The 12,059-nt window shown below is 68.3% G+C and carries 11 protein-coding genes; 5 read left to right on the forward strand and 6 right to left on the reverse strand.

The window, feature by feature from the left end; all coding sequences use genetic code 11:
• Position 1 precedes the first annotated feature (1 nt).
• On the reverse strand, positions 2 to 628 hold the full coding sequence (locus QTH91_RS15705) for a hypothetical protein (protein ID WP_286661036.1): 627 nt from the start codon (positions 626 to 628) through the stop codon (positions 2 to 4).
• Between the two features lie 156 nt (positions 629 to 784).
• Between QTH91_RS15705 and QTH91_RS15710 the strand changes: the two genes are divergently transcribed.
• A complete protein-coding gene (locus QTH91_RS15710; protein WP_286661037.1) occupies positions 785 to 2,035 on the forward strand; it encodes a glycosyltransferase family 4 protein in 1,251 nt (416 codons plus the stop codon).
• Position 2,036: 1 nt separating this feature from the next.
• Here QTH91_RS15710 and QTH91_RS15715 read toward each other — a convergent pair whose 3' ends face one another.
• Both QTH91_RS15715 and QTH91_RS15720 read right to left on the reverse strand, forming a co-directional pair.
• Positions 2,037 to 3,851 carry an ATP-binding response regulator gene (locus QTH91_RS15715; RefSeq protein ID WP_286661038.1) on the reverse strand — a complete coding sequence of 605 codons (1,815 nt, stop codon included), beginning with the start codon at positions 3,849 to 3,851 and terminating at the stop codon, positions 2,037 to 2,039.
• Complete coding sequence (locus tag QTH91_RS15720; RefSeq protein WP_286661039.1) at positions 3,851 to 4,453, reverse strand: response regulator; 603 nt, start codon at positions 4,451 to 4,453, stop codon at positions 3,851 to 3,853. Before QTH91_RS15720 ends, QTH91_RS15715 begins: the two co-directional genes overlap by 1 nt.
• Positions 4,454 to 4,571: 118 nt before the next feature.
• Between QTH91_RS15720 and QTH91_RS15725 the strand changes: the two genes are divergently transcribed.
• The 3 genes from QTH91_RS15725 to fusA all read left to right on the forward strand — a co-directional run bounded on the left by QTH91_RS15725 (position 4,572) and on the right by fusA (position 7,669).
• A complete protein-coding gene (locus QTH91_RS15725; RefSeq protein WP_286661040.1) occupies positions 4,572 to 4,838 on the forward strand; it encodes a hypothetical protein in 267 nt (88 codons plus the stop codon).
• A 68-nt stretch (positions 4,839 to 4,906) separates the two neighbouring features.
• Positions 4,907 to 5,545: a class I SAM-dependent methyltransferase gene (locus QTH91_RS15730; RefSeq protein WP_286661041.1), complete on the forward strand. Its 639-nt coding sequence runs from the start codon at positions 4,907 to 4,909 to the stop codon at positions 5,543 to 5,545.
• A gap of 63 nt (positions 5,546 to 5,608) precedes the next feature.
• Positions 5,609 to 7,669: an elongation factor G gene (gene fusA, locus QTH91_RS15735; protein ID WP_286661042.1), complete on the forward strand. Its 2,061-nt coding sequence runs from the start codon at positions 5,609 to 5,611 to the stop codon at positions 7,667 to 7,669.
• Positions 7,670 to 7,676: 7 nt separating this feature from the next.
• On the opposite strand, the gene QTH91_RS15740 is transcribed toward fusA, so the two are convergent.
• Positions 7,677 to 9,524, reverse strand: a complete 1,848-nt coding sequence (locus QTH91_RS15740) for a tannase/feruloyl esterase family alpha/beta hydrolase (RefSeq protein WP_286661043.1) — start codon at positions 9,522 to 9,524, stop codon at positions 7,677 to 7,679.
• A gap of 353 nt (positions 9,525 to 9,877) precedes the next feature.
• Here QTH91_RS15740 and QTH91_RS15745 point away from each other — a divergent pair, with 353 nt between their 5' ends.
• The gene (locus QTH91_RS15745) at positions 9,878 to 10,915 is read left to right on the forward strand and encodes an FUSC family protein (protein WP_286661044.1); all 1,038 of its coding nucleotides are present in this window, start codon (positions 9,878 to 9,880) and stop codon (positions 10,913 to 10,915) included.
• 28 nt (positions 10,916 to 10,943) lie between these two features.
• Here the strand turns inward: QTH91_RS15745 and QTH91_RS15750 are convergent, their stop codons facing one another.
• Entirely contained in the window at positions 10,944 to 11,138 is a 195-nt protein-coding gene (locus tag QTH91_RS15750; RefSeq protein ID WP_286661045.1) for a hypothetical protein, read from the reverse strand.
• A gap of 36 nt (positions 11,139 to 11,174) precedes the next feature.
• The gene (locus QTH91_RS15755) at positions 11,175 to 11,969 is read right to left on the reverse strand and encodes a hypothetical protein (RefSeq protein WP_286661046.1); all 795 of its coding nucleotides are present in this window, start codon (positions 11,967 to 11,969) and stop codon (positions 11,175 to 11,177) included.
• Positions 11,970 to 12,059: the final 90 nt, after the last annotated feature.

Genomic DNA, 12,059 nt, shown 5'->3' on the forward strand with positions numbered 1-12,059 from the left:
TTCAGGTGCGGCTGCGCGCCGCCGCGCCGGGCATGCCCAGGTGCGGATCGATCAGCTCGCCGCGCAGCAATGCCAGAGGCGCGCGGTGATAGAGCCAGATGTCGTGGAACGGGTCGGTCAGGATCTTGGTGGCCCACACCAGGCCCGTCCGGATGTCCTGGAGCAGAAACAGGTGCACGGTGCGGAACACCAGTCCGCCCGCACCCAGCACCAGCCAGACCAGTCCCAGCTGATGCAGGTAGCCGGACATGCCCTGCGTTGGAGCCATCAGGCCCAGGAAGCTACGGTCCCACCACAGCAGCACCGGCACCGCGGCCCACAGGGCCATCAGCACCACCTTGCGCCGCAGGTTGTAGCCGACCTTGATGTCTTCCTTGTGTTCGTGCGTGGCCTGGTTGACATGGTCGTAGCCCTTGGGCTCGAAGAAGAAGTGGCCGGCCTGGCGCGTCGTCATCGACACGCACCAGCCCAGCAGCGCCGCCCAGGCCGGCTCCACGAAGAGCAGCGCATAGGCGACCACGAAGCTGATCGCGCTCACGAGGTGCAGCGACTGGTTGATGCGGCTGTGATGGTAGTAGCGATGGTCGTCCCAGCGCTGGGTCTGCAGGCTGTTGAAGAAGTCGTTCAAGCGGCGCTCCTCGTGCTTCGGTGGTGGATGTCCGTGCGCGCACCGCGAGCCGGTCGCCCGCCGTGCGTGACGGCATCGTGACGCGCCAACGTGAAGCATTGGTGACGAAGCACGCTCCGTCATGCGCCTGTTGCAATCGCCCGCCAACATGCGCGCATGACCGACATCGCCAACGCAGACCCGATCGTCGTGGACCACATCCCGCAGGCGCACCGCACGCTGCGCATCGCGCTGGTCACCGAGACCTATCCGCCTGAGGTCAACGGCGTTGCCATGACGCTCCAGCAACTGGTGCATGGCCTGCATGCGCGGCAGCACGAGATCCAGCTGGTCCGGCCGCGCCAGGCCGAGCAGGACGCCGCCCGCCGCGTCGACGGCCTGCAAGAGGTGCTGATGCGCGGTGTGCCCATTCCGCGCTATCCGGAGATGAAGATGGGGATGCCGGCCCACCGCGCCCTGCTTGCGCTGTGGTCGCGCCAGCGCCCCGACGTGGTCCACATCGCCACCGAAGGCCCGCTGGGCTGGTCCGCGCTGAAGGTGGCGCAGCGGCTCAAGCTGCCGGTGTGCTCGGACTTTCGCACCAACTTCCATGCGTACAGCCGCCACTACGGCATCGGCTGGCTCGCCCGGCCGATCATGGGTTACCTGCGCAAGTTCCACAACCGCACCGCCTTCACCATGGTGCCCAGCGAAGCCCTGCATGAAGAGCTGCGCGAGTTCGGCTTCGAACGGCTGGTGACCGTGGCCCGGGGCGTGGACACCCGGCAGTTCGATCCCGCGCGCCGCAGCGAGGCCCTGCGCCAGTCATGGGGTGCCGGACCGCAGACGCCGGTGGCGCTCTTCGTCGGCCGCCTGGCTCCCGAGAAGAACCTGACCGCCCTGGTGCGGGCCTTCGTCGCGATGCGCGAGCGCCGCTCCGACACCCGGTTCGTGATCGTCGGCGACGGCCCGGCCACCGTAGCGCTCGCCAGCGCCCTGCCCGACGCCACGTTCTGCGGAACACGGCGCGGCGAGGATCTGGCGGCGCACTACGCTTCGGCCGACTGCTTCGTGTTCCCGAGCATGACCGAGACCTTCGGCAACGTGACGCTCGAAGCCATGGCCAGCGGCCTCGCAGTGCTGGCATACGACCACGCCAGCGCCGGCCAGATGATCACCACGGGCCACAACGGCCTGCTGGCCCCGTTGGGCAACGAAGAAGCCTTCGTCGGCCTGGCCCGTCACCTGGTGGATGAACCGCTGCATGCGCGCCGCATGGGCGAGCAGGCACGCTTGCGAGCGCAGGAAGCCGGCTGGGCGCGCATTGTCTCGCAGGTCGAAGAGGTGCTGTTCAAGACCGAAGCACTCGCGCGCATCGCCGGCACGAGCGGCGCATCCGCGGCGACTTCTCCCGTCCTGGCGCGTTAGCTCAGACCGCTGGCGCGCGTACGTCCAGCGTAGAGGCCGAGGCGTCTGGCATGCGCCCTGCCAGAAGATCGCTCATCGCACGGTGCAGCTCCCCCGGCAGCACCGGCTTGTGCAGCAACGGCACGCCGGTGGCCATCGCCTCGCGCAGGCGCTCCGGTGCCGTGTCGCCGGTGACGAGCAGCGCCGGCATGTCGCCGCCGAACTCGCGCCGCAGCGTGGCCACGGCATCGGCGCCGGTGCTGTGGCCGCGCAGGCGATAGTCCACGATGGCCAGGTCGGGCCGGTGCCCGGTGCCGAAGATCAACACTTCCTCGATCGAGTCGGCCACGTCGCATCGGCACCCCCAGGCCCGCAGCAATTGCTGCATGGCCGTGCGCACCGTTTCGTCGTCGTCGATCACCAGCACGCGCATGCCGTCGAAACTGCGCTGCGCGGCTGGCTTGTCTGGCACAGCAGGGGCCATCGGCATGCCGGCGCGCGCCAGCGGCAGCCGGAAGCGGAACACGCTGCCGCGCCCGGCAACCGACGACAGGCGAAGCTCCTGCCCCAAGGCACGCGCGAGCCCTTGCGCGATGGCCAGGCCCAGGCCGAGACCCTTGCGCCGGTCGCGCTCGACGTTGCCCAGTTGATGGAACTCGCGAAAAATGGTCTGGTGGTGGGCCGCCTCGATGCCGACGCCGGTGTCCCACACCTCCAGCGAAACCGATCCGCCCCGCGTGCGGCAGGCCACCAGCACGCCACCGTCGTCGGTGTAGCGGATGGCGTTCGACACCAGGTTGCGCAAGATGAGTGCGACCAGCGCCGGATCGCCCTTGACCACCGCCCGCGTCTCTCGCGATCGGTACACGATGCCCTTGGCATCGGCCAGCGGCGCGAGCTCGTTCTCGATGCGGTTGAGCAGCGGCTGCAATGCGAAAGCCTGGAACACCGGCTTGACCACGCCGGCTTCCAGCCGCGAGAAGTCCAGCAGCGTGTCGAGCATTTCGGCCGAGGCTTGCCAGGTGGCGCGTGCATTGGCCAGCGCGGCCTTCTGCTCGATGGTCAACGGCGTGCGCGCCAGCACCTCGAGGAAGAGGCCCTGCGCATGGATGGGCTGGCGCAGGTCGTGGCTCGCCGCAGCCAGAAAGCGGGACTTGGCCAGGTTGGCCTCTTCGGCAGTGCGGTGCGCCTGCTGCGCGTGTTCGCTCTCCACGCGCAAGCGCTCGACCAGGCCCACGTTCTCCAGGCCCAGCGCAATGGCGCGCCGCGCCGCACGCGCGCCATTGCGCGCCTGCCCGATCAATGCAGCGATATAGAGCAGCACGGCCACCGCCAGCGTCCGGTAGGCAGGGTCGTCCATCGTCCACAGCTTGCTCGACAGCATCGCCGCCTCGGACAGGCCGAACACCACGAACAACGGGAAGATGGGTGCGAGCGAGGACATCGAGCTGCCGGCCACGCCCGCAAGCGTCGCCACCACCAGCACGCTGCCGGCCACGGTGGTCGAGCCCAGTGCGGCCCACGCCAATGCGCCCCAGAGCGCCCCGTCGATGAGGTTGAGCACCATCTTGCGCCCGAGCACGCTGCGCGCGGCCACCGGCGTGATGGTCGTTTCCAGCAGGCGGCGTGCATCCCATGCCAGGAAGAGCTTGAAGATGATGATGGCCGCGCACCAGGCGCCAAGCGCGAAGCCGTTGCTCGGGTTGGCCAGCACGAAGACGAGCGTCGGCGCCACCAGAAGCGTCGGAATCACCGAACTGCCGACGTTGCCCAACTGCAGCCGCAGCTGCTCGACCAGCATCCGATCTTCGGGCAGCGGAGGGTCGATGCCAGCCATCAGGTGACGATGCCGCGCTGGCGCGCCGCAAAGCTGGCTTCGGACCGGCTCGAAACCTGCAGGGCCGCGAGCACCGCCTGCACATGGCCGCGCACGGTGTTCTCGGACAGATCGAGCCGCCGCCCGATGAGCTTGTTGGACAGCCCCTGGCACATCAGCGCAAGCACCTCGCTCTGGCGCGGCGTGAGCAGCGCCGGCTGCGGTGCGGCCGGTGCCTGCGCACTCACCGGCAGGCCGCGCCGCACCTGCGCGATGACCGAAAGGATGGTGTCGGCGGGTTCGGCCTTGGAGACGAAGGCGGCGGCGCCGCGCTCGATGGCCGCCGACACCTTCTGCGGCGCGACCTCGGACGAAAGCATGATGACCGCCGCCTGAGGCCAGCGGCGCTTGACCAGGGCAATGCCCTCCAGGCCGCTCAGCCCCTGCAACTGGATGTCGAGCAGCACCAGCGCCGGATCGCCGATCGGCAAGGCCATGGCCTCTTCGAGCGAAGCGGCCTCGCTCGCTTGCAGATCGGGAATGGCCGCGCTCAGCACCATGCGCAGCCCGCAGCGGAACAGCGAATGGTCGTCGATCAGCAGGATTTGGGGCGGCAACAGCATGGGCCACCGGATTTTGCCCAAGCCACGGATAGGCCGACCGGTCCAAATGGACTATTTACCGCGCAAGCGGGAGCGACGACGATCGGCAGCACTCCCGCAGAACAGCAAACGCCGCGAAATGAAGCCTTTGGTTCACGTCCAACGCCTCGAGAAGAATGCCTACACCTACGACGTGAGCGCGTTCGGCAATCTGACGGCGGGCGACGGGGTCACCTTCGAATCGCTGGAGCTGTGCCTGTTCGACGCCGCCGCTTCGCTGGACCAGTACTTCGCCAACGTCGAACTCCAGCTCGACGGCCGGCCCATCGGCCCCTGCGCCACCCGGACGATGCGGCGCGATCCGGCCTGCGTGGCCCAGCGCATGCGCCGGCATACCCAGCGCTAGCCACTGTTTGCGCCACGCCAGGCGCGGCGCCGCGTACGGCCCGCGTACGGCCCGCGTACCATGGCCGGATGCCGCTGCAACCCGACGACCTGGCACGAATCACCGCCACCACGCTCGCGCACTACGACCGCAACGCGCAGGAGTTCCGCGAACGCACTTGGGACCATGACGTTCAGCAGAACATCGACGCGCTGCTGCGCCACATCGTGGTCGCGCCTCCCTTTTCGATCCTCGACTTCGGCTGCGGACCGGGCCGGGACCTGATCGCCTTCTCGCGCCTGGGGCACCGCCCCACCGGGGTCGAAGGCTCGCCCGCGCTGGCGCAGATGGCGCGCGAGGCAAGCGGCTGCCCGGTGCTGCATCAGGACTTTCTGGCGCTCGATCTTCCGCCCGAAAGCTTCGACGGCATCTTTGCCAATGCCTCGCTGTTCCATGTGCCGGCCCAGGAACTGCCGCGCGTGCTGCGGCAGCTTTGGGCCAGCCTCAAGCCCGGCGGCGTGCTTTTCTCGTCCAACCCGCGCGGCGAAGGCCAGGAAGGCTGGCGCGGCGAGCGCTACGGCAGCTGGCACGACCTGCCCGCATGGCGCGCGCACATGCAGGCCGCCGGCTTCACCGAACTGGAGCACTACTACCGCCCCGAGGGCCTGCCGCGCGAGGAGCAGCCTTGGCTGGCCAGCGTCTGGCGGCGGACAACCCCGGTTGCGTGAGGCGGATTCGGGCCGGACAATGGTTCGGCCAGGCCCTGGCCACATGGGCCGAAGGAGACGCCCATGCCAAGCCGATCGAGCGGCCTCGCGGCCGAATTGGAACAAGTACGCACCTTGGCGCTCACCGGCCCGTCGGCCAGCGGCAAGACCACCCTGGCAGAAGCCCTGTTGCAGGCCGCAGGGATGATCGGCGCGGCCGGCAGCGTGGAGCGCGGCAGCACGGTCAGCGACCATGATTCGATCGAGCGGCGCATGCAGCACTCGCTCGTCTCCTCGGTGATGCACCTCACGCATGCCGACACCCGCGTCCATTTCATCGACACGCCCGGCAGCCCCGACTTCCTCGGGCAGAGCCTGCCGGCGCTGGAAGCGGTAGAGACCGCCGCCATCGTCATCAACGCAGCCACGGGCATCGAGCCGATGGCGGTGCGCATGATGCAGTACGCGGCCCAGCGCAACCTCGACCGGCTCATCATCATCAACAAGATCGACAGCCAGGGCGTGCAACTGGGCGACTTGCTCGCGCGCATCCAGGCCACCTTCGGCCGCGAATGCCTGCCGCTCAACCTGCCGGCCGACGGCGGCGCGCGCGTGGTCGACTGCTTCTTCAACCGCGAAGGCGAGACCGACCTGGGACCGGTCGAAGCCGCGCATCGCGCGCTGGTCGAGCAGGTGGTGGAGGTCGATTCCGAATTCGTCGACCGCTACCTGAACGACGGCGACGTCGATGCCACCGAGCTTCACGCGCCGCTGGAGCAGGCGCTGCGCGAGGGGCACCTTATCCCCGTGTGCTTCGTCTCGGCGCGCACCGGCGCGGGCCTGCCGGAGCTGCTCGACGTCATCGTCAGGCTGCTGCCCAACCCGACCGAGGCGAATCCGCCGGCGTTCCTCGTCGGCGAAGGTGAAGAGGCACGCCCCATGAAAGTCGAGCCCGACCCGTCGCGGCATGTGCTGGCCCATGTGTTCAAGGTGTCGGTCGACCCCTTCGTCGGCAAGATGGGCATCTTCCGTGTGCATCAGGGAACGCTGGCGCGCGACGGCCAGCTCTATGTCGGCTCGAGCCGCAAGCCTTTCAAGGTGAGCAACCTGTTCATGCTGCAGGGCAAGGACCATGTGCCCGCCGGACGGCTGCTGCCCGGCGACATCGCCGCCGTCGCCAAAGTGGACGACCTGCACTTCGATGCCGTGCTGCACGACGCGGCAGAAGACGACCACGTCCACCTGGCCCCGCTGGACTTTCCGGTGCCGGTCCACGGCCTGGCGGTCGAGCCCAAGCGCCATGGCGATGAGCAGCGCATGTGGGAGATCCTGGGCAAGCTGGTGGACGAAGACCCCTGCCTGCGCCTGGAACATGTGGCCGCCACCAACGAGACGGTGATCTACGGCCTGGGCGAGTTGCACCTGCGCGTGCTGCTCGAACGGCTGCAGGAGGTCTACAAGTTCGAGGTCAACACGCGCCCGCCCCGCATCGCCTATCGCGAGACCATCACCGCCCCGGCCGAAGGGCACCACCGACACAAGAAGCAAAGCGGCGGTGCCGGCCAGTTCGGCGAGGTGTTCCTGCGCATTGAGCCTCTGGAGCGCGGCGGTGGCTTCCAGTTCGTCGACGAGGTGCGCGGCGGCACCATCCCGGGCCAGTTCATCCCTGCGGTGGAAAAAGGCGTGCGCGAGGTGCTGGAGCACGGCGCCATCGCGGGCTACCCGGTGGTGGACGTGCGCGTGGTCGTGTACGACGGCAAGCACCACAGCGTGGACAGCAAGGACATCGCCTTTGCCACGGCCGGACGCAAGGCTTTCATCGAAGCGATCCGCGCGGCGCGCCCGATCGTGCTGGAGCCGGTGGTCAACATCGACATCGCGGCGCCCGAGCAGTCGATGGGCGACATTACCGGCGACCTCTCAGGCCGTCGCGGCCTGGTCAACGGCACCGACAGCGACGCCGCCGGTGTCGTGCAGATCCGCGGCCAGGTGCCGCTGTCGGAGCTGTCGGGCTACCAGTCGCGCCTGAATGCCCTGACCAGCGGCCAGGGCCGCTACACGATGCTGCTGTCGCACTATGCGGCGGTGCCGCCGTCGGTGCAGCAGACGCTGACCTCGCAGCATCAGCAGCGCGACGACGACTGAGCCTCACTCACTGGCACGCATAGCTCGTCGCCACGCGCGGGTCGGTGCCCTGGTAGACCGGCTTGGCCGGATGGCTGCACAGCAGGCCCGACGCCTTGGTCGGCGCCGAAGCCGGCGTCTGGATCTCGAGCCGCTCGGGCGAGTTGCCCTGCTCCACCCAGCCGGTCAGTGCCGCATAGAGCTGGTCGTTGGTCGGCAGCGGCAAGGATGCGGCCGTGTTGGTCGTGCCGTTGGAAAAGCCGTGCGCCATGCCGGGCACCAGGAACAGCCGGTAGTAGTTCTTCAGGATCAGCGGCGACACCGGGTCGTTGGCGATCTGGGCGTTCAACCGCTCGTAGTAGTTGAGCGTGCCTTGGATCGGAATGAGCGTGTCCGCCATGCCGTGATAGACCAGCATCTTGCCGCCACGCAATGCGAACTCGTTGAGGTTCGGATCGTCGGTGTTGATGTTGGCAAAGGTCGATTGCAGCGCCAGGCCCTGGTCGGCGGCGTTCGACAGGTTGGCGTAGGTCAGCGTCTTCCACTTGTCCATGCCGTTCGAGACCGCATTGATGAAGTTGGGCTGCGCATAGCTCGCATCTTGCAGTTCGAGCGCGACCAGATCGGTGGCGATCGGGAACGGCGTCGGCCCGGCCAGTCCCAGCATGTTGGTGCCGCGCGTCAGGCCGAACCACCGCTGGTTGGACGCCAGCATCGGCCCCATGCCGATGTCGGTGGCCGGGAACGGCACCGAGCCGTCCGTCGTCTGGCCATACCAGATCTTGTTCATCGCCTGCGCCTGCACCTTGGTCACGCAACTGGCGGCCGGACCAGTGCCGCCATCGCTCACGCACAGCACGGTGGCGTCGAGCGACGGGTCGTAGCGGCAGGACATCGGATCGGTGATGTAGCCAAGATGCTGGCCGCCCACCACGTCACAGGCGTTGATCGCCGCATTGCCCATGGCCGTGAGTTGCGCGCTGGTCAGCGGCACGCCGGCCAGGTCGCGTTGATAGACGACCTGCGGGTACAGCTCGCCGGTGATGAACTTCGTCCAGTTGATCGCAGGCGCGCCGGCCAGGATGCCGTCGAAGTCCTTCGGGTAGACCTGCGCCAGCTTGTGCCCCTGGCGCCCGCCGGTCGAGAAGCCGTTGAAGTACGCGTACTTGGCCGGCTCGCCGTAGTACTGCCTGGTCAGCGCCTTGGTCTTGTCCGCCATCTCGTGAATCGCGCGCTGGGAGAAGTCGTTCCACAGCACGGTGTTGGGCGTGCCGTCGGGCTTCATGGCGAACGAGCCGCCGTTGGCGGTGTTGGCGTGGCCGGTGTCGGTGCTGGCGGACACGGCGCCCTCCACCATCGCCGTGGTCGCGGGCGCGCCGGAGCTGCCGCCCGACGTGCCTGCCAGCACCGTCAGCGAGGTGTGCGCGCCGCCCGCCCAGCCGCCACCGCCCTTGGCGTGAATGCGCTTGTTCCATCGATCCTGCGTTGGCAGCCAGACCTCGATGCCGATGCCCGCCGAAGTCGACGGTGCGTCTTCCGGCCCCGGGTTGCCGGGCCCGACCAGCAGCTTGACCATGCACACGTCGGCGCTGGCCACGACCGGTGTTCCGGGCTGGGTGCCGCCGGGCAGCGCCAGGGTGTCGCCCTGCTTGAAGGCCCGCACCAGAAGCACCTTCGTCTGGTCGTCGGGCGTGAAGCGCGACTTCATCGTGTCGTCGCACGCCAGCTTGGCTTCGGCGGGCGGTGTGCCGGGGCCGGGGCCACCGCCTCCACCGCTGCCGCCCCCGCACGCCGCAACGACCGCGCCCGCAAAGGCAACGGATAACCACCGGATCGAGGCGACCGGCACCGGATGCTTGATCTCGAAACTGCGCATGAATGTCTCCTTCGGTTCGCCGGGGCAACGTGCGGCGGCGTGAGGCAGTTTTGCGCTCGGGCTTTTACGTTCGACGTAGGCACGAAGCGAACGGCGCGTGGGACTCGCCGCACACGCACGAGGCTGCCCAGAGAGAAAGCGCTTGTAGGACTCGGTGCCCCAACTTTACGAAGGCTACGTTGCCCGTCGGCAACGCAGCGAGCCATGCAACAGATGTGGCAAGCTGTGAGCGCCATGCATGAACACGTCACCACGCCGAGGCTGCTGGCCATTGGGCGCGCAATTGGGCACGCAATGGGGCACGCAATGATCGAGATCCATCGCTGCACCGCCGTTGCGCGGTCAATCGCGGCATGAAGGGCGAAGCGCGGCGAGGCAACGTGCGACGCGATACGCCGTCAGGTCTTGCCCGCTTTCGCTTCGTGCGCGAGGGGCACCTGTGGCACGGCCTTCAACTCGCGGTGTCGATCGCGCTGGCCTACGGCGTATCGCGTGCCTTCGCCCTGCCGCAGCCGCACTGGGCCGTGATGAGCGCGTTGATCGTCAGTCGGCCAGATGCGAGCGCGACGCGCTCGGTCGGGCTGCAGCGACTGACGGCAACGCTGGGCGGCGCGCTGGTCGGGCTCGGCGGGGCGGGCCTGGTTCACATCGGCTTTGGGCCTGCAGAGCTGGTGACGTTGATCGTGGTGATCGCATTGGCCATTGCGACGGCCGACCGCATCGGCCTGCGCAGCGCCAGCATCACGGCGCTGATCGTGATGGGATCGGGCGCGCTGCAGGACGGATCGCCGCTGGCCGTGGCGGGCCTGCGCACTCTGGAGATCGCCGTCGGCGCGTCGGTGGCCATGGGCTGCGCATGGGCCGCGCACCGCCTGTCTGTCGTGTCTCGGCCTTCTGCGGTGGTGTCGGGCCTGATGCTCGAACTGGCGGCCCAGGTCGAAGCGTCGACGAGCGACGACCGCGCCTTGCGTGAGGCGCAGAGCAGCCTGGTGCGTGCGACGCTGCGCCGCTTGGGCGAGATGGTTCACGGGGCGCCGGCAGGCTCTTCGCAGCGAACGCTGTTCGGCTTGGCCATGCGCGTGGCGCAAGACGCCGGATGGTTGGCGCGGCAGGCGGCCGAGGTCGCATCGTCGTCGCCGGAGCAAGTCAGGCAAACAACATCTGCCGCCGCCAATGCGCTGCGGGCGGCAGCAAGAAGTTTCGATGGGATGGAAAGCGCGGAGACAGCAACGGCGGCCATCGCGGCGATGAGCACCGTTGGCGGCGAAGCCTGGCGGGTCGATGCCTTGTTGGCCTTGCAACAGGACCTGCGCAAGGCGCTGAAGGTAGCCGATGCCACCGGCTCGGCTTTGGCGAAGACGTCGGGTCGACCGCCCAGTCCGCCCAACTGAGCGCACCGCTTCGGGCCGCCGGGAAAGCTCAGAGCAGGAAGCGCTTGACCACCACCGCGGCGACCACCACGACCACGAAGATCAGCGCGATCTTCAAGAAGCCGAAGTTCGAAGGTGGCGGGGTGCGGCGGCCAGACTCCAGACCGGCGCGAAGCGAAGCAAATTCCGAGCGATCGGGCTTGTCGCGAATGGAGTCGTAGTAGGGGTTGCGATCCTGAGACATTGTGTAAGCCATTGTGCTTACTTTGTCTTACTGTGTCTATTTGTTTTTGAGCTCGCCTTCGCTGTCGGCGGAATGCCAGTCGTCTTCCACCAACAGGGCCTGCGCATCGTCATCGAATCCGGCCATCGGTTGAGCCTTGGCCAGCGCCATCCAGACTCCGAACGGCAGCCGTGCCTGCGGCCGATGCACCGCCGCCCGGGCAACCACCAACTGGCCGTCCTGCGCCACCAGCACGCCGCATTCGGCCGGGATTTCCTCCGGCCGTGCGATCGGCCGGCCGCGCGCATCGCAGCCCAGCACGTACCAGCACTCGCCGCCCAAGTCGAGGTAGGCGGCCCGCTTGTCGGGCTTGCGCAGGTCCGACAGCAGATCGGCACGCCGCACCTTGATCTCGTGCACCACCGGTCTCGCATAGGCTTCGACGCTGGTGTTGCGGATGGAAAAGACGTCGGGCTTGGCGATGCACCAGCGGGGCGGATCGCCCTCGTTGGCGCCCGCAAGACGCGCGCGAAGTGCCAGGCCGCGCCAGGCGATGCGGCCGGCGCGCGTCATCTCGCGCGCCACGCGCTCCACCAGCGCCTCGTGCGCCGTCAGCACCGCCCGGTTGCTGCTGAGCGAGTCGGCGATGCGCGCGATGCCGGCGTCCGTGACGCGCAGCGTCTCGTGCCCCAGGGGTGAACGCACCCGCTCCAGCAGGCCCGCCGCCAGCAGTTCGATCTCGATGCCGTCCTGGCATGGCCAGCCCGCCGAGCGATACATCTCCCGCAGGCGCCGCGCATGCAGCCGCCCGAACGGGATGGCGCCCTCGACTCCAGGCAATTGGTCAGCCATGGCAACAAAGACTAGTGCATCCGAGGCAACGCAGCGAAGCCTTTCGCGAACACCGCGGAACCGGCTTTGCCGGGCCGCAGGTGTTGCCCC

It is taken from the genome of Variovorax dokdonensis (assembly GCF_030316895.1).
GTDB classification, from domain to species: domain Bacteria; phylum Pseudomonadota; class Gammaproteobacteria; order Burkholderiales; family Burkholderiaceae_C; genus Variovorax; species Variovorax dokdonensis.

What these genes read in the sequence shown, in the direction of transcription:
- QTH91_RS15745 (WP_286661044.1), top strand. Translation starts at nt 9,878, where the DNA reads ATGAAGGGCGAAGCGCGGCGAGGCAACGTGCGACGCGATACGCCGTCA.
- QTH91_RS15710 (WP_286661037.1), top strand. Translation starts at nt 785, where the DNA reads ATGACCGACATCGCCAACGCAGACCCGATCGTCGTGGACCACATCCCG.
- QTH91_RS15740 (WP_286661043.1), bottom strand. Translation starts at nt 9,524, where the DNA reads ATGCGCAGTTTCGAGATCAAGCATCCGGTGCCGGTCGCCTCGATCCGG.
- QTH91_RS15750 (WP_286661045.1), bottom strand. Translation starts at nt 11,138, where the DNA reads ATGTCTCAGGATCGCAACCCCTACTACGACTCCATTCGCGACAAGCCC.
- fusA (WP_286661042.1), top strand. Translation starts at nt 5,609, where the DNA reads ATGCCAAGCCGATCGAGCGGCCTCGCGGCCGAATTGGAACAAGTACGC.
- QTH91_RS15725 (WP_286661040.1), top strand. Translation starts at nt 4,572, where the DNA reads ATGAAGCCTTTGGTTCACGTCCAACGCCTCGAGAAGAATGCCTACACC.
- QTH91_RS15730 (WP_286661041.1), top strand. Translation starts at nt 4,907, where the DNA reads ATGCCGCTGCAACCCGACGACCTGGCACGAATCACCGCCACCACGCTC.
- QTH91_RS15755 (WP_286661046.1), bottom strand. Translation starts at nt 11,969, where the DNA reads ATGGCTGACCAATTGCCTGGAGTCGAGGGCGCCATCCCGTTCGGGCGG.
- QTH91_RS15715 (WP_286661038.1), bottom strand. Translation starts at nt 3,851, where the DNA reads ATGGCTGGCATCGACCCTCCGCTGCCCGAAGATCGGATGCTGGTCGAG.
- QTH91_RS15720 (WP_286661039.1), bottom strand. Translation starts at nt 4,453, where the DNA reads ATGCTGTTGCCGCCCCAAATCCTGCTGATCGACGACCATTCGCTGTTC.